Raw genomic sequence first — 15,811 nt, forward strand, 5'->3', positions numbered from 1 at the left:
AATTATCTGTTTTGCTCGTGCTGTCGAGTATGGCAATTGCCGTTTTGGCTCCAAGCACGGGATTTTCAGCTCAACCGCAGACGCAAGTACATAAGATCGTACAATTGGGGCATGGCTGGGGAAATTAACCCGGCAAATGAAAAGGATAGCAGCAGAAAGGGCATTCCCGGGTAATCCGGGGATGTCTTTTTTTTATTCGGGGGAGAAGGCATCTAAGCGTAATGTCATTCGAACGATATCCTATAATTTAACAGAAGGATGTAAAATATGACAAGAACAGAGGTAAAGGACAGGTTTTACATATTACCTATAGGAGAGTATGAGGATGGACGAAATTCATCAGCATATTGAAGAAATTCGTAGAGAAATGATGCGGCTGGCAGGGGAATATGGATTTTCCGATTCCAGGGTTCTAACTAAATCTCAGGAATTAGACCGTGTTTTGAATACCTATCAGCGGGAGAAATGCAAGCTCAAGGAGCAAAAGTACCCGGGTGTTATTCATCTAAGCCTCTCTTCTGTAACCGGTCCCGCTGAATTCATAAATTAGGAGAATACCCGTATGCCTACTTCGATTATTCAATTGTTCAATTCCGACCAGCTCATCATTGTGATGTTTTTGATGTGGGTGCTCATAAGCGCCATGTTTATGGTATTCCATCTGGACGGTAAAAAAAGCAAGCGTACACGTGATAAAGTTGACCCGAAGCGGGAAGAACTGCCTGAACACGAGCATCGCAAAAATGAACGAGGGCTGCTTTAACGGTCAGAAAACCGATCAAAAGCAGCTCGGATAACTAAGAGCCTCCTTGTGCGTTTCGATCTTGTTCGAGCGCTTGTTTGCGTTAGATCGCAACTTGCCGAAAATCCTTAGACCCGAACAGGAAAGTGTTAAAAAGAGGGACCGCGGGCATCAAAGTTCACCTGGTCTAACTTGGGGAAAAGCCAGCCAAACGGAGCCGGAACACGCATCTGCGATTGCCGATTACGCATGCTTTTCAGCCCAAAAAAGCGGTTACCGCTGCGCGAAGACGCGAGGGTAACCGCTGCTTGCAAGGTGCCGTTATGCCGCTTTCGTTACGGAGTCAACTTCGGCAGTGTCGGAATGGTCTGGCTGCAGTCGCCTGCCAGAGGCAGGTTGCGGCACACATACTGGCCTGCGCTGTTCTCGGTGGCGCCGTCCGAAGGGGCCGGCAGATGAACGCGCTGCTTCCACAGCTGCCAGAGCATGAAGCCGTCAAACGACTTGCCTTTGTTTTTGACGTATTTGACAAGCGTCTCCACGTTGTAGTAAGCGGATGCGACGTTGTTCTGGCCGTTTAGCATCTCGGCGTCGTAGACGGTTCCCGGTGCAGCATTCAGCTTCAGTACGGCACCGCCGGAGCCTTCTGGCGCAATCTGCAGGCCCATGTTGATCGTCCCTCCGTAGATGGCGCGGTACGATTCGTAGCCTTCGCGCGGATCGTAATAGACGCCGCCGTCGTAGGACATGAGGTTGATCATGTCGATTTTGCTGCCGTGATCTTTCACGACGCGGTACATCGTGCCGCCGAACGGCGAGCCGTACTGGACTTTGCCTTCTTCGAACGGCGAGCCTTTCACGTAGTAGGCTCCCGTGGACCAGCCGGCGATGGAGATTTTCAGCTTCGCGCCCCGTGCCTTGATTTCGTTGTACAGGCTGTTGATGATGCCGGCGATTTCGGCGTCTTTGGAACAGCTGAACGATTCGGCTGCGGCTTTGTTGCAGTTGCTGCCGCTCGACTCCCAGTCGATATCCACGCCGGAAGCGCCGAGATCCAGCGCGAGGTCGACGACATGCGGCGCGTTGAAATTCGCCCACTGGCTGCCTTGGCTGTAAGACCAGCCGCCCACGGAGAGCCACGTGTCCGTTCCGCGCGCATCCAGTGCGGCGATGTTGCTGCGCAGATCCTGGGACTGTTGCGGCGTAAACTTCAGCTGGCCGCGGCCCGTAGTGGCGCCCTCGACAAACTCAAAGCCCGCAACTTCCTGGTCGAAGGCGTAAGAACCTTTGACATACTTCGTATCCGGTCTGGCGAAAGACAGGTTGACATCCGTGATGTAATTCGGGATGTTCTCCAGCTTCAAATCGTAGATGCTGGTGTTCCAGGTACTGGCGTAGGCCACGTACCTGCGGTCCGGGGAAGGCGTGGTTCCGCCTTCCGGTGTCGTCACGCTGACCGGAGCGCTTGCGGCCGATACGTTGCCGGCCGCGTCCTTGGCCTTCACGGTAAAGCTGTAGGCCGTCGAGGCGGTAAGGCCGGTGACGAGGGCTGTCGTTCCCGTCACGCTGGCGGCAAGAGCCGTTCCCTGATAGACGTCGTAGCCCGTCACGCCGACGTTGTCCGTCGAGGCTGCCCATGACAGGGAGACGCTTGTGCTCGTGGAGGCGGTTGCCTTCAGCCCGGAAGGAACGGATGGCGCCTGCGTGTCTGTCGTGCCGCCGCCGGTGGAGCCGCAGTCGCTCACATACTTCCAGGCGCCCCAGGTGTTCGCCGTGTTGGGCTGTTCCCCTTGCGTCCACCATTTGGCTTCGAAGGTCTTGCCGGAGTAGGAGACTCTTTTGCCGGCCGTGTAGGCGGTTGTAGAGTTCCAGGCGGGGTCTTGGCATGCCGCCGCAGCCGTACCGGCCGCATGAGCCTGGCTGGAAGCCAGAGCAGGCACTACGCCGAGGCCAAGCGTGAAGGCGAGGGCAAGGTGAATCATTTTTTTTCGGGGAGTTGCGTAAGAAGTCATCAATCGGTACGCTCCTTTTTAATTGAGATAAGTGCGGGTTCTGCCGGTAAGCGGGTTGAATAGGCCTCCTTTTTTGTAAACGGTTACAAATACACTTTTATTATCCCATGGAGGCTCGTCCCGATTAAGGATAAAAACCTATTATGGAGGGGGGAATTTCGACAAAGTCTTTTTAGCGGTAAAATATTCCGCGAATAAAGGCGGATTAAGGCGGCGGTTAGCAGTGAAGTTTGCGCCGGTATGAGGGCCGCGTTCATGCGGATTGTCGAAGAGAGAGGAGCGGATAAATTGACTAGCGGGAAGATGATTTACCGGATGACGGTGCTTCTGCTACTCGCCGGTTTGATTTATTTGATAAGAGGCTATGTGAGCGTTTATCCGGTGCGGTCCGTGGGCCTTACGGATTGGCAGGCTGCTCAGGTTGTATGGATCATGCTACTCGTGTGCTTGCTCGTGTGCGCGGCGATCGTCATCCTTCAGGGACTGCAGACTTATTTCAAAAAAAAGGGAAAGTTTTAAAAGAGCCAATATGCGGCAGATAATTGAGGCTGGACGAAGACGGATATGGAATCAAGTCCGCTTGTTCGCCGGGAAGCCGGAATGCTGGGTAATACTCAGCAGCGGCGAGTTGGAGGTATTGTTATGGTTAAACTATTGGTAAAGTGTTTCCTAATAACTGTGGCTGTGCTAATTGTTGTCGGAATTGTTCATTTCATTAATGGGCAGAGCTGAGTCGGGGGGCCTTCGGTATCCACAAAAAAACCTCCGGAGCTGCCGAAGCAGACCGGAGGTTCCGATGCGCTTAAGGCAGGAAGCTGCCTCTCGCGCTGACGTAAAGCGAATACCACTCTTCCCGGGTCATGAGCTCCGCCTGGCGCTCGGCGTCCTTGCAGGCGGTGATACGCTCCGCGTTGGCCGTGCCGATCACCGGCTGGATCATGGCCGGGTGCCGCATGAGCCAGCCGAGTACGACAGCCTCGCGCGTGGTCTCTTTCTCATCCGCAAGCTTGCCGACGAGCTCCGCCGTCTTGCGGATGTGCTCCGGCTCCGATTCTCCGAGGTTGCCGGAGAATTTACCCTGGGCCAGCGGGCCCCATGCCTGGATCTGGATGTTCTCCATCCGGCAGTATTCCAGCAGCCCCTCGGAGAAGTTCACCGAAGTGCCGGCCTTCTGGTTCACGTGAACCCCCTGGTCGAGCCAGTCGTGGCGCGCCAGACTCATCTCCAGCTGGTTGACGGCGAGCTGATCGGGCAGCGCACGCTGAAGGAAACGGGTTTGGGCGGCGCTCATGTTGGACACCCCGAAATAGCGGACTTTTCCGGCGGCTTTAAGACGGCCGAACGCTTCCGCGACTTCTTCCGGCTCCATCAGCGGATCGGGTCTGTGCAGCAGGAGGACGTCGAGATAGTCGGTGCCCAGACGGCGGAGAATTCCGTCGACGGCTTCGCCGATGTAGGCTTTGGAGAAGTCGTAACGCCCGGGTACATCCCCTTCGGCGAAGCGGATGCCGCATTTGGACTGGATCACCATCTCCTCGCGCAGACCCGGCTTGTTTTTGAGAATGCGGCCGAAAGTTTCTTCGGCTTTTCCTCTTGTATAGATATCGGCATGGTCGAACATGGAGATTCCGATGGAAAGAGCGGCTTCGACGGCTTTCTGCGCCTGCGTTTCATCTTCTTTGGTCACCGGATCGGAATTCCAGCCTCCGCCGAAAGGCATGCAGCCCAGTACGAGACGGCTCGCGTTCAGGCCGCGTTTTTTTAACGGTAGTATGTTCATCATCATTCCTCCTGTTGTAGGCGCTATGCGGCAGACGTATGTACGTTGTTCATTATACCGAATCCGGCGGAGAGTGCCAAAAAAACCAAAAGGAAAATCGGGGGAATTTACCGGAAGATTTCTTTCTCTTCCCTTCCTTTCATGCCACGCGCAGCTCGCCGGCGTACGGAGCGGTGTCATTGGTTAAGGAGGACCTTTTTGTATTATACTGGTAAAGAGATTAGTTCCTTAAAGGAGGCTGACAAGTATGTTCGTAAGTCTGAACGAGTTTCAACAGGAATGGAAGCGAGAGGCTTCGTTGACGGGAAAAATTTTAAATACGTTGACGGACGAGTCGCTCGACCAGAGCGTCGCGTTGGACCACTTCTCCCTTGGAGAGCTTGGATGGCATCTGTCTCAAGCCATTTACGGCCTTTTTTCGGCGGCAGGCCTGAAGTTCGAAGGACCTGAGCGAGGCGCGGGAGTTCCCGAGTCCGCCAAAGAAATCGCCGATGTCTACGAGCAGACAAGCTCGAACCTGCTTCGGGCGGCGGGCGAGCAGTGGACGGACGAGATGCTCAAGCAAAGCATTACCGTGTTCGGCCGGGAAACCACGATTCATGGCATCATGCGCTTCGTTATTCAACACCAGGCTCATCACCGGGGCCAAATGACGGTCCTTATGCGCCAGGCCGGCTTGGTTGTGCCGGGCATTTACGGCCCGAGTAAGGAAGAACGCGAGCAGATCGGCAAATAATCGGTCCGTGGCAAGCCACGAGCAAGCCCCGAGCGGGACCTGCAAAGCTTTGCCGGAGGCAGCGTACATAGCTTCTATTTGAGAACATCAAGTGAATTTCGCTTGGTGTTTTCTTTGTGAACCGGAACAAACCGCAAAGCGGGAGAGGACATCGGGCCGACGATCAGGGAGCCGGAAACGCGCTAGGCTGCGAGTATCCTGCCGGACGGATATAAGGATCGCCGCATAGGTGGAGAACGTACGGAATCATGATCCGCAGGCTGCCGATTTCTGATCGTCACGAGGGTCTGCACCAGCAGGGCCCGTCCGTTTATACCCGCGTGGCTGCTCCTTGCATGCGATACCAGACTGCACGCCGGGAGATGCCCAGGGTGAAATACAAAGAATGTGTGCATGACATGCACGCGTTTTTTTGCGTTTCCGCGCCGGATCGATCCGCTAAGGAGCTGTTCAAGAACCGTTCGTTTCGCCGGAAAATACGGAAGAAATCGGCAAACGACTTTTTTTGTTTACCTTCTTTTAACGAAAATTTTCTTTTTCAAAAAGCATTTTCAAATGAGACTAGGGATGCTACTCTAACAGAAGGATCGACTTACAAATCATGGGAAGAGGAGCTTGCCATGCGAAGCGAAAAGGGGACGGAACCCGTGAACGGAGGGAGACGGCTGCTTACCTGGCGCTACTACAGCCTGCTTCTGCTGCTTACGGTCGGATTGGAATACGGGGCTCTCGTCGCGGTGCATCTGCCGTTCGGCGATGAACTGACGGGCTTTCTGGTCATGATGGCCATGCTTGCTTTTAGTGTGTTGCTGGCGATATTTACCTTTGTTTTCGGTCTGCTGACGTGTCTGGAGAACAGACAGCCTATGCTTATCGTGCCGTGCGCTCTTCTGACCGCCGGTTTATATTTGGCCATAATCAGATGGGAAGGAATGTGATCTGAAATGATCCGGTTTGCGTATTTCGGAGAAGAGGATTTTGACCAGCTTATCGAATGGAGCGGAGACGAGGCTTTTCTGCTTCAATGGGCGGGGCCCCAGTTTAAGTACCCACTAACCGCATCGCAGCTGGAGGCTTATATGGAAGGGGCCAACGATCTTGAACAATCCGGCCGGCTCGTATATAAGGTTATCGATTCGGAGACCGATTTGACGATAGGGCATCTTTCGATCGGAAATATCGACCGGCATAATCGCTCCGCAAGGATCGGCAAGGTGCTCGTGGGCCATACGGCCCGGCGGGGCCGAGGAACCGGACAAGCGATGATCCGCGAGGCGCTCCGGATCGGATTTGAAGAACTCCGCCTGCATAAAATGACGCTCGGCGTTTTCGACTTTAACGAAGCGGCAATCCGCTGCTACGAGAAGGAAGGCTTCGTGAGAGAAGGCCTCATTCGGGACTCCAAACGAATGGGAGACACCTACTGGAATTTGATTGAAATGGGCATTTTGGAGAGCGAATGGCACGGACGCGGCCGGTAAAAATACCCGACTACAGACACCGGTATACAAGCCTAGTCGGATAGGCGGACAGATAGAGCAGAGGGGGAGAAGGCAGTGGAAGACATCCTGCGCGCAGCGAAGAAGGTGGGCATCCAAGCCGCTTTACAAGCCGGGCAAGAAGCGAAGAACCGGTTTGAGAATATTAACAGCATTCTGGAAAAGGACGATTTCGGCGACGTTGTAACGGAGGTGGATCACCTCGCGGAGGAAATTATTTTGAGCCACATCGCGAAAAGCTTTCCCGATCACTGCGTGGACAGCGAAGAGATCGGGCACAACGGCAGGCAGAGCGACTGGATGTGGATCGTGGACCCGCTCGACGGGACGAACAATTACGCGATAGGTCTTCCGCTTTTCGCCACGTCTATCACGCTGATGCACCAGGGAAATCCCGTGCTGGCCGTAATTTACGAACCGATGGTGGACAGGCTGTTCCTCAGCGCGGCGGACAAAGGGGCCTTCTGCAACAATATCCGTATTCAGACCAAACCTTGCCCGTCCATTCAGCGCGGCACGATCGGCTGGATACAAGGGCACAAGGTCCAGAACGAGGCGCGTGCCGTTAAGCTCCGCCATCATCTGGACGTCCGGTTCAAGCGGATGATGAGGGTGTGGGCGCCGACTCTCCAGTGGTGCATGCTCGCCAAGGGAGACTTGGACGGCATCGTTCTGTACAACTCGGAGGGGACCGACCTGTATTCGGGCATCCTGATGGTACAGGAGGCGGGCGGACTCGTCATGGATTATGAAGGCAAGCCGTTCAGAGGAATGAGCCCGGAGCCTTACCTCATTGCCTGCCACCCGGCGCATAAGGAGCATTTTTTGAAAACGGTGGCCGAAGGGTTGGGCTGATCGGTTCAAACACCCGCTGCCGGCGATCCTGCTCGTACACGATTTTCCCCAAAAACCTAACGAAGGCGGGCTGCAGATGAAGCATAAAATTATGATGGTAACCGGGGCCAACTCGGGCATGGGTCTCGCCACAACGATTGCGTTGGCCCGGCAGGGGGCGAAGGTCCTTATGGTATGCCGCAGCGAAGAGCGGGGGCAGAGCGCTCTCCGGGAAGCGATAGCGGCCAGCGGCTCCGGAGACATCGAGCTAATGCAGTGCGACCTCGGTTCGCTCCGGAGCATCCGGTCTTTTGCCGCGGATTTCAAGAGCCGCTACGATCATCTGGACGTGCTGATCAATAATGCCGGCGTCGTATCGCTCAAGAGAGAGACCACTTCCGACGGATTCGAAGTTATGATGGGCGTCAACCATCTGGGCCATTTTCTGCTGACGAATCTGCTGCTGGGGCCGCTGAAGCGGGCGGAGCAGGGCCGGATCGTCGTCGTCTCCTCCGGTGCGCATAAAATCGGCAAAATCCGGTGGGAAGACCCGTATCTGACGAAGGGGTATACGGTATGGACCGGATACGCGCAGTCCAAGCTGGCGAACATTCTGTTCGCCAAGGAGCTCGCCGCCCGGCTGAAAGGGACCGCCGTTACGGTGAACGCCCTGCACCCGGGAGCCGTCGGCACCCAGATCGGCGTGGACCGGAATACGGGCTTCGGCAAATCGGTGCTCGCTATGCTGCGGCCGTTCTTCCTCACACCCGCCCAGGGGGCGGAAACGGCGGTTTACCTGGCTGCCAGCGATAACGTATCGTGCGCCACGGGCGAATATTTTTACCGGAAGAAGATTGCGCCGGTGTCCGCTCGGGCTAAAGACAAGGAGCTTGCCGCGAAGTTCTGGGATTGGAGCGTGCGGGAAGTGGGACTGCGGCCTTTGGAAACGGAGTGACGCGGGCGGATACGGATTAATCGGGATAAAAGCAAGTCAGCGGCGGTAATGAGATAGACGGGTCCTATTCAATAGAACCGGCTTGATAAGCGGCCAGGAGCGGATGCTTCCGGAGCCGTTTTTTTGCGTGGACGAAAGCCGAAGCCGGGTGCCGTCTTCCGGATTTGCGAGATTAGAATTCATTTTTGCACAAAGGAGCCTCCACGAATTGAACTGTCTTTCGTTTATTGTCCATGGGTATAATCAAATCGAACAAAGAACCACACTAAACGGTAAAGGAGGTGATGCCGTATTCTGGACGAACGCAGTACCCGGATTTTGACGCTGCTGCAGCAGGCAGCCGATTATGTATCTCTGGAAGAACTGATGCAGAAGCTCGGCATCTCCAGACGAACCGTTTATTACGATATGGAAAAAATCAACGACTGGCTGAAAACGATTCATCTTCCGCCGGTCGAATATGTCCGGGCGGCCGGCTACTATTTGCCGGATGAAAGCCGCAAGGGCATTCCGCATCTTGCCGGACAGCTTCCGGTCCAGCAGTACTACTTGTCTCCGCGGGAGCGGTTGGCCTGGCTGGCCGTTCATCTGTTATCGCCGGCGGAGGGATCGCTTTTCGTCCATCACTTGACGGATCTCCTGCAAGTCAGCCGGGGAACCGTACTGAAGGATTTGAACATTGTCCGGCCGGAACTGGAATCCCTGAAGCTTAAGGTCGCTTACGACCGCAAGCAGGGCTACCGGGTCCGGGGGGAAGAGAGCGACAAGCGGAAGGCGCTCACGTACTACTTCGGGCAAATCTTCGGAAGCGTGGGCTGGGAGCAGGCGCTCAGCCGGAGCGAAGACCCGGGCAGTCTTGACCCGGTGCTGGACCTATTCCCTCCGATGAAGCCGGATCACCTGAAGCGGGTTTACCGGCTCATCGCCGACAGCGAACGCACACTCGGCGTGGAATTAACGGACGAGATGGTGTTTAACCTGACCACTCGCTTCCTGCTCTATACACGCCGAATCCAGAACAAGCAGCTCATCTCGATCGACGAAGATGAGCGGAGCGTGCTCGGGCGCATGCCGGAATACGAGGCCGCCGCCCGCATTGCGGAGGGCCTCGGCGATCTGTTCGACGCCGCCATACCGGACGAGGAAATCGCGTATTTTACGATGCACCTGCTCGGGGCGCGCGTCAACCGGATGGAGCAGTTGACCGGCTCCGAGGAAGTGATCGAGAAGCTCCGCGATGCGGCCAGGGAAATGACCGACGCCTTCCAGCGTCACGCCTGCGTGTTTCTGCCGAACCGGGAATCGATGGAGGAGAATCTGCTCGTTCATCTGAAGCCCGCGTATTACCGGATCCTGTACGGGCTGGAGCTCGATAACCCGCTCCTCGGCAACATCCGCTCCAAGTACGGGGAAGTGTTCGAGCTGACGCGGCGCTCCGCGGCACCGTTCGAGGAGCTTGTCGGACGCAGGCTCGACGATGACGAGATCGGCTACCTCGCCATGCATTTCGGCGGCTGGCTGCGGAGGGAGAACACGGAGCCGGTACAGAGGCGCCAGGCCGCCATCGTCTGCGTCAACGGCATTTCCGCTTCGAGGATGCTGAAGTCCCAGCTCGAAGATTTGTTTTCGGCGGTGGACATTACGGCCATACTCTCGCTGAGGGATTACGAAGCGTTTGAAGAGGAGAGCGTCGATTTTATTTTCTCGACGGTCCCGCTTCCGGACAGCAGCGTCCCCGTGTTCGTCGTGAATCCGATCCTCAGCGACAAGGACAAGGAGCATCTGCTGAACCAGATCAACACGGTCGTCGGCCGCAAGTCCCGGGCCCAGGCCAGCTCGGTTCAGGCCCTGCTCGACATTGTCCGCAAATACGCGAAGGTGACGGATGAAGCGGGACTCGCGGAGGAACTGAACCGCTACATGTCCGTGGGGAAAACGTGGCTGAGCGAAGCCCGCAAGCCGTCGCTGGCCGACCTGCTCACCGGACCGATGGTCCGGGTGGAGGAGGAGGCCGCCGACTGGCGCTCCGCCATCCGCGAGGCGGCCCTGCCTCTTCTCGAGGACGGGCGCATCGAGGAGGCCTACATCGGGGCGATGATCGCCAAGGTGGAGGCGCTGGGCCCCTACATCGTCGTGGCTCCGGGCATCGCCATCGCGCACGGCAAGCCGCAGGAGGGAGTAAAGCGGCTGGGAATCAGCCTGCTGCGGCTTGCAAAGCCCGTAGCCTTCTCCGAAGAAACCCGCTATCAAGTACAGGTGATCCTGGTGCTGGCGGCGATCGACGGAGAATCGCATCTCAAAGCGTTGTCGGAGCTGACGCTCCTGCTCAGAGAACAAGACAGCCTGACCCGGCTGAAGAACGCCGGGACCAAAGAACAGATATTACAGCAGATACAAGCAGGTCCCCGCAGTTAGACTACCGGATTTGGGAGAGATGAGAGATGAAATTTTTAGAACCGTCCTTAATTGCACTTGATGTCGAAGCCGAGACGGCGGAAGAAGCGATCCGTCTGGCGGGAGGACTGCTGGCGGATGCGGGTGCCGCGGAAACGCGCTACGCCGAAGCCATGGTGGACTCCTACCGGGACAAAGGCCCGTACTTCGTCCTGGCGCCGCATATCGCTCTGCCGCACGCCCGTGCGGAAGACGGAGTGAAAGAAGCGTCCGTCTCGCTGCTCCGGCTGAAGAAACCGGTCGAATTCGGCCACGCGGCCAACGATCCCGTTCAGCTCGTATTCGCACTGGGCGGGTCCACCAGCTCCGAGCATATCACCATGCTGCGCAAGCTGACGATTTTGCTAAGCAACCCGGACAACGTGGAAGCGTTCAAGCAGGCAGCCGATGTAGATACTATTCAACAACTTATTAGGGGGAACGAACAATGAAAATTTTATGCGTATGCGGTCTTGGACAAGGAACCAGCCTGATTTTGAGAATGAACGTGGAAAACGTGCTGAGCGGCTTGGGTGTAAGCGCCGATGTGGAGCATACCGACGTATCCACGGCATCCGGCACGGCGGCGGAGTACATCATTACGAGCAATGAACTGGCACAGAGCCTGCAAGGGCACGCGGCCAAAATCGTGATCGTCAATAACTATTTTGACAATGACGAAATCAAACAAAAACTGGAAGAAGTGCTGTAACCCATTAAGGAGGGGTCTTTATGGACGTGCTTTTTTGGATCGCCACCAATATTTTCGGAACACCGGCCATTCTGCTCGGGTTCATCGTTCTGGTCGGGCTTCTGCTCCAGAAGAAGTCGACTAGCCAGCTCGTAAGCGGTACCTTTAAAGCTATTATCGGTTTCCTTGTAATCGGCGCCGGTTCCGACGTCATCGTCAAAGCGCTGAATGTCTTCGAGCCGATGTGGAAAGAGGTCTTCGGACTGGAGGCCGGCTCGCTCGGTACGTTTATGGGGCAGGAAGCGTTTAACGGCAAATACGGAAGCGCCGTCACGCTGGCGATGCTCGTCGGCTTCCTGATCAACGTCGCGCTGGCCCGTTTTACCCGGTTTAAATTCATTTACCTGACCGGTCACATGATGTTCTGGACTTCAACGATCTTCGCGGGCGTGATCGTGCATGCCTCAAGCGGTATCGCCATTTGGAAGCTTGTGCTGATGATTGCCGTCGTACTCGGTCTGTACTGGACCTTCCAGCCGGCTCTCGTTCAGCCGTTCCTGCGCAAAGTAACGGGCAACGATAACATTGCCCTCGGTCACACGTCCGCCTCGGTTGCCCTGCTGGCAGCCCTGTTCGGTAAACTATTCGGCAACAAAAACAACGACTCGGAGAAAATCAAAGTGCCGAAAGGCTTCGAATTCCTTCGTGATTCCAACGTCATTACAGCGCTCAGCATGGGGATTCTGTTCCTGATCGGGGCCATTATCCTTTCGACGAAAGGAACGCCTGCCGCAGCCGAACTGATGGCGAAATCGGGCGATCAGAACTTTATTATCTATTCGATTATTCAATCGTTTACGTTCGCGGGCGGTATCGCCATCGTTCTGATGGGGGTCCGGATGTTTGTCGGCGAACTGGTTCCGGCTTTCAACGGGATCGCTACAAAACTCGTACCCGGAGCCAAGCCGGCACTGGACGCGCCGGTTGTGTATCCGTACGCGCCGAATGCGGTCGTACTCGGCTTCCTGGGAGCTTTCGCGGGCGCCATTATCTGGCTGCTTGTGCTCGGTAACACCGTTTCCTACATCTTCGTTCCGACGATGATCGTCTTGTTCTTCCACGGGGCTACGGCCGGCGTGTTCGGGAACTCGACGGGCGGTGTCCGCGGGGCCGTAATCGGCGGATTCATCACGGCCACGATCGTAGCCTGGGGACAATTCCTCATGGTCCGCTTCTTCATCGCTTCGACGGTGCCGGATACGGCCATGTGGGCAGCCGACTCCGATATGTTCATTATCGGTCCGATTCTGCACTTCCTGGCTAAACTGTTCTTCTAACAACGAATGAGCGGGCGAACGCCCGAGGGCAACAAGACGGTGACAGCGCTAAGCTCCGCCGTCTTCCTTTTCCGAATAAAGAGAGTGGAGGAGACACGTTATGAGCTATATCCGTACCTTACATGGAGACATCGCCAAAGAGGATCTGGGCTTTACGTATTCCCACGAACATATTGTATGCCGTCCGGCCTTCTGGCAGGAACGGGGAGAGGACGATCTGCTGCTGGACGATAAAGAGAAATCCAAGCGGGACGTTCTTGATTTCAAAAAGCACGGCGGACGCGCGATCGTGGATGCGACGGCGGTCGATTACGGCCGGGACGTCCAAGCGGTACAGGAAATTGCCCTGGAAACGGGCATTAAGATCGTGGGCACGGCGGGTTTCAACAAAAGCTTCCTGTGGGATGCCAAAATCAAAGAAGAGCTGAAGCCGCTCACCGGCGATTATGAAACCTATACCCAATGGATCGAAGCGAAAAGCATCAACGAGCTGGCCGATTTCGTCATCCGCGAGGTGGAGGAAGGGCTCGAAGGAACGCCTTTCAAAGCCGGCCAAGTCAAATTCGGGACGGGCTACAACCGCATTACGCCCCTGGAAGAGAAAACACTCCGCGCGGTAGCGCGCGCTCACCACGAGACGAAAGCTCCCATGCACTCCCATACGGAAGTCGGCACCATGGCGCTGGAGCAGATCGAGCTCCTGAAAAGCGAGGGCGTGGACCTGTCGTACCTCAGCCTGGGCCATATGGACCGCAACCCGGACCCTTACTACCACGAGCAGATCGCGGCAACCGGCGCTTACATGAGCTTTGACGGCATCGGCAAAATCAAGTACGCTCCCGAAAGCACGCGGATCGCGCTGATTCTCAATCTCGTAAGCAAGGGCTACGAGGATCAGATTCTGATCAGCGGTGATACCGCCCGCAAAACGTATTATAAGCATTACGACCACGGTCTCGGCCTGGAGTACATCATTGCGAAGTGGGTACCGCGCTTTGTGGACGAAGCGAACCGCAACGGGTTCGACGGGCAGAAGCTGATCGAGAAATTTTTCGTGAAAAACCCGGCCAACTGCTTCTCATTCAAAAAGTAAGGAGGCGCGCACGATGAAGTTCGAGCACGAAAACTCGTACGAGGTGCAGGATAAAATCCGACAATTCCGGGCGGCAATCCTGCCTATCGGAGCCGTGGAAGCGCACGGCCCCCACCTGCCGCTCGGCACCGATAATCTGCTTGCCGAACGGCTGGCGGATAAACTGGCGGCCCGCACGGACAGCTTCGTGCTTCCGGTCCTGCCTTACGGCCAGGTGTGGAGCCTGCGGAATTTTCCGGGCAGCATCAACGTCTCCAACGAGGCGCTGATCCGGCTGCTGGCGGACATCGGAGAGAGCCTGTACCAGCAGGGTTTCCGTATTTTCTCCATGGTCAACGGCCATTTGGGCAATGCGGTCGCGCTTAAGGAAGCCGCCAGAGTTTTATACGAACGGGTGCCGGAGTTGAAAGTGTTCTATTTCTTTTATCCGGGCACGAAAGAAATCACCGCTCAGGTGAGGGAGTCTTCGGCGGCTCACGGGACCTACATGCATGCCGACGAAATCGAGACTTCCTACATGCTTTATCTGGCCGGCGAGTACGTGGACATGAGCAAAGCGATAGACGGAGCGCCCCGCATATCAGCGGAAGCGGACTGCACGCCGACGCCATGGGAGGAAATCACGTCCTCCGCCGTTCTCGGCGACGCCACGCTGGCTACCCGGGAGAAGGGCGAAAAGATTATCGAACGCAGCCTGGACGTGATGGCCGAGATGATTCTGCAGGCCAAGCAGGCACTGGAAGACGGGAAACATCAGGATTCAACAGACTGACAACGGGGTGAGAGCTATGATGATGAATACGTATTTTGATGTGATCGGCGAGCTGCTGAACAAAGTTCGGACCGAACAGGCCGGACCGATTCGCGAAGCGGCCGAGAAAGTGGCGGCCTGCATTCAGGACGGCGGCATTATTCATTTGTTCGGCTGCGGCCATTCGCATATTTTGACCGAGGAAGTATTCTACCGGGCAGGCGGGCTTGTCCCGATTCGTCCGATCTTCGTCGAGAAACTGATGCTGCATGAAGGCGCGGTACGCTCGTCGGAGCTGGAGAGACAGAACAATCTGGCGGTCGATTTCATGAAGGAGCAGGATATCCGCAAGGACGAAGTCGTATTTGTCCTGTCCACTTCGGGTCGCAATCCGGTTCCGGTCGATGTCGCCCTGATGGCGAAGGAGAAAGGCGCCGTTACCGTCGGGATTACTTCTCTGGAATATTCCATGAGCCAGCCTTCGCGGCATACCAGCGGCAAGCATCTGTCCGAGGCGGTGGATCTCGTGATCGACAACTTCTCGGTCAAAGGAGACGCCGTGCTGAATCATCCGGGCTTGCAAGTCCCTTTCACACCGAGCTCGACCGTGATCGGAGCTGCGATCCTGAACGCCGTCTTTGCCGAGTCCATTGAAATCATGATCGAAAACGGCTTTAACCCGCCGGTGTTCCTGAGCGGCAACATCGACGGTTCCGACGCGCACAACCAGGCGCTGATCCAAACGTACAAAGAGCGGATCGCCCTGCTGGCTTAACGCTTAACCTGCCTTAACAGAGAAAAACAACCGCAAATCAAACAGAAGGTTGTATCCGGCTCAGATCCGGCAAATGTGTGGAGTAATAGAGAGATAAGCAGACCAAAGAACGGAATTTGTACAATCAACCCCAAAAAAACGTTAACCGGGAACAATCGCCGAAAGACGACTTG

Annotated in this window: 17 protein-coding genes; 15 read left to right on the forward strand and 2 right to left on the reverse strand. The window is 56.0% G+C overall.

What is annotated here, in order from left to right; genetic code table 11:
• Positions 1–325 precede the first annotated feature (325 nt).
• Positions 326–550 carry an aspartyl-phosphate phosphatase Spo0E family protein gene (locus ABH899_RS04940; RefSeq protein WP_009671513.1) on the forward strand — a complete coding sequence of 75 codons (225 nt, stop codon included), beginning with the start codon at positions 326–328 and terminating at the stop codon, positions 548–550.
• Between the two features lie 12 nt (positions 551–562).
• Positions 563–763: a hypothetical protein gene (locus ABH899_RS04945; RefSeq protein WP_369994497.1), complete on the forward strand. Its 201-nt coding sequence runs from the start codon at positions 563–565 to the stop codon at positions 761–763.
• 314 nt (positions 764–1,077) lie between these two features.
• Here ABH899_RS04945 and ABH899_RS04950 read toward each other — a convergent pair whose 3' ends face one another.
• Positions 1,078–2,754, reverse strand: a complete 1,677-nt coding sequence (locus ABH899_RS04950) for a fibronectin type III domain-containing protein (RefSeq protein WP_369994499.1) — start codon at positions 2,752–2,754, stop codon at positions 1,078–1,080.
• Positions 2,755–3,009: 255 nt separating this feature from the next.
• Between ABH899_RS04950 and ABH899_RS04955 the strand changes: the two genes are divergently transcribed.
• Positions 3,010–3,273, forward strand: coding sequence for a hypothetical protein (locus ABH899_RS04955; protein WP_369994502.1), 264 nt, complete (start codon positions 3,010–3,012; stop codon positions 3,271–3,273).
• Between the two features lie 283 nt (positions 3,274–3,556).
• Here the strand turns inward: ABH899_RS04955 and ABH899_RS04960 are convergent, their stop codons facing one another.
• Positions 3,557–4,534, reverse strand: a complete 978-nt coding sequence (locus tag ABH899_RS04960; protein ID WP_369994503.1) for an aldo/keto reductase — start codon at positions 4,532–4,534, stop codon at positions 3,557–3,559.
• 247 nt (positions 4,535–4,781) lie between these two features.
• Between ABH899_RS04960 and ABH899_RS04965 the strand changes: the two genes are divergently transcribed.
• The 12 genes from ABH899_RS04965 to ABH899_RS05020 all read left to right on the forward strand — a co-directional run bounded on the left by ABH899_RS04965 (position 4,782) and on the right by ABH899_RS05020 (position 15,638).
• Positions 4,782–5,270 (forward strand): DinB family protein, encoded by a 489-nt coding sequence (locus ABH899_RS04965; protein ID WP_369994505.1) that lies wholly within the window; start codon positions 4,782–4,784, stop codon positions 5,268–5,270.
• Between the two features lie 620 nt (positions 5,271–5,890).
• Positions 5,891–6,208 (forward strand): hypothetical protein, encoded by a 318-nt coding sequence (locus ABH899_RS04970; protein WP_369994508.1) that lies wholly within the window; start codon positions 5,891–5,893, stop codon positions 6,206–6,208.
• Positions 6,209–6,214: 6 nt separating this feature from the next.
• On the forward strand, positions 6,215–6,751 hold the full coding sequence (locus tag ABH899_RS04975) for a GNAT family N-acetyltransferase (RefSeq protein ID WP_369994510.1): 537 nt from the start codon (positions 6,215–6,217) through the stop codon (positions 6,749–6,751).
• A gap of 75 nt (positions 6,752–6,826) precedes the next feature.
• Complete coding sequence (locus ABH899_RS04980; protein ID WP_369994512.1) at positions 6,827–7,624, forward strand: inositol monophosphatase family protein; 798 nt, start codon at positions 6,827–6,829, stop codon at positions 7,622–7,624.
• Positions 7,625–7,700: 76 nt separating this feature from the next.
• Entirely contained in the window at positions 7,701–8,558 is an 858-nt protein-coding gene (locus tag ABH899_RS04985) for an SDR family oxidoreductase (RefSeq protein WP_369994514.1), read from the forward strand.
• 294 nt (positions 8,559–8,852) lie between these two features.
• Complete coding sequence (locus ABH899_RS04990) at positions 8,853–10,973, forward strand: BglG family transcription antiterminator (RefSeq protein WP_369995127.1); 2,121 nt, start codon at positions 8,853–8,855, stop codon at positions 10,971–10,973.
• A 26-nt stretch (positions 10,974–10,999) separates the two neighbouring features.
• Complete coding sequence (locus ABH899_RS04995) at positions 11,000–11,443, forward strand: PTS sugar transporter subunit IIA (RefSeq protein ID WP_369994516.1); 444 nt, start codon at positions 11,000–11,002, stop codon at positions 11,441–11,443.
• Complete coding sequence (locus tag ABH899_RS05000; protein WP_009671516.1) at positions 11,440–11,703, forward strand: PTS sugar transporter subunit IIB; 264 nt, start codon at positions 11,440–11,442, stop codon at positions 11,701–11,703. Before ABH899_RS04995 ends, ABH899_RS05000 begins: the two co-directional genes overlap by 4 nt.
• A 20-nt stretch (positions 11,704–11,723) precedes the next feature.
• The gene (locus ABH899_RS05005; RefSeq protein WP_218229216.1) at positions 11,724–13,019 is read left to right on the forward strand and encodes a PTS ascorbate transporter subunit IIC; all 1,296 of its coding nucleotides are present in this window, start codon (positions 11,724–11,726) and stop codon (positions 13,017–13,019) included.
• Positions 13,020–13,119: 100 nt separating this feature from the next.
• The gene (locus tag ABH899_RS05010; protein WP_369994519.1) at positions 13,120–14,112 is read left to right on the forward strand and encodes a phosphotriesterase family protein; all 993 of its coding nucleotides are present in this window, start codon (positions 13,120–13,122) and stop codon (positions 14,110–14,112) included.
• A 13-nt stretch (positions 14,113–14,125) separates the two neighbouring features.
• The gene (locus tag ABH899_RS05015; protein WP_369994520.1) at positions 14,126–14,884 is read left to right on the forward strand and encodes a creatininase family protein; all 759 of its coding nucleotides are present in this window, start codon (positions 14,126–14,128) and stop codon (positions 14,882–14,884) included.
• A gap of 19 nt (positions 14,885–14,903) precedes the next feature.
• Complete coding sequence (locus ABH899_RS05020; RefSeq protein WP_369995129.1) at positions 14,904–15,638, forward strand: SIS domain-containing protein; 735 nt, start codon at positions 14,904–14,906, stop codon at positions 15,636–15,638.
• Positions 15,639–15,811 lie beyond the last annotated feature (173 nt).

The organism is Paenibacillus sp. RC84, assembly GCF_041260495.1.
In the GTDB taxonomy this organism is placed as follows: Bacteria; Bacillota; Bacilli; order Paenibacillales; family NBRC-103111; genus Paenibacillus_F.

Bases quoted from the DNA above. Each gene is read 5' to 3' on its own strand.
- ABH899_RS05010 (WP_369994519.1), top strand. From the start codon at position 13,120: ATGAGCTATATCCGTACCTTACATGGAGACATCGCCAAAGAGGATCTG.
- ABH899_RS04970 (WP_369994508.1), top strand. From the start codon at position 5,891: ATGCGAAGCGAAAAGGGGACGGAACCCGTGAACGGAGGGAGACGGCTG.
- ABH899_RS05015 (WP_369994520.1), top strand. From the start codon at position 14,126: ATGAAGTTCGAGCACGAAAACTCGTACGAGGTGCAGGATAAAATCCGA.
- ABH899_RS05020 (WP_369995129.1), top strand. From the start codon at position 14,904: ATGATGAATACGTATTTTGATGTGATCGGCGAGCTGCTGAACAAAGTT.
- ABH899_RS05000 (WP_009671516.1), top strand. From the start codon at position 11,440: ATGAAAATTTTATGCGTATGCGGTCTTGGACAAGGAACCAGCCTGATT.
- ABH899_RS04965 (WP_369994505.1), top strand. From the start codon at position 4,782: ATGTTCGTAAGTCTGAACGAGTTTCAACAGGAATGGAAGCGAGAGGCT.
- ABH899_RS04975 (WP_369994510.1), top strand. From the start codon at position 6,215: ATGATCCGGTTTGCGTATTTCGGAGAAGAGGATTTTGACCAGCTTATC.
- ABH899_RS04940 (WP_009671513.1), top strand. From the start codon at position 326: ATGGACGAAATTCATCAGCATATTGAAGAAATTCGTAGAGAAATGATG.
- ABH899_RS04945 (WP_369994497.1), top strand. From the start codon at position 563: ATGCCTACTTCGATTATTCAATTGTTCAATTCCGACCAGCTCATCATT.
- ABH899_RS04955 (WP_369994502.1), top strand. From the start codon at position 3,010: ATGCGGATTGTCGAAGAGAGAGGAGCGGATAAATTGACTAGCGGGAAG.
- ABH899_RS04995 (WP_369994516.1), top strand. From the start codon at position 11,000: ATGAAATTTTTAGAACCGTCCTTAATTGCACTTGATGTCGAAGCCGAG.
- ABH899_RS04985 (WP_369994514.1), top strand. From the start codon at position 7,701: ATGAAGCATAAAATTATGATGGTAACCGGGGCCAACTCGGGCATGGGT.
- ABH899_RS04950 (WP_369994499.1), bottom strand. From the start codon at position 2,754: ATGACTTCTTACGCAACTCCCCGAAAAAAAATGATTCACCTTGCCCTC.
- ABH899_RS04960 (WP_369994503.1), bottom strand. From the start codon at position 4,534: ATGAACATACTACCGTTAAAAAAACGCGGCCTGAACGCGAGCCGTCTC.
- ABH899_RS05005 (WP_218229216.1), top strand. From the start codon at position 11,724: ATGGACGTGCTTTTTTGGATCGCCACCAATATTTTCGGAACACCGGCC.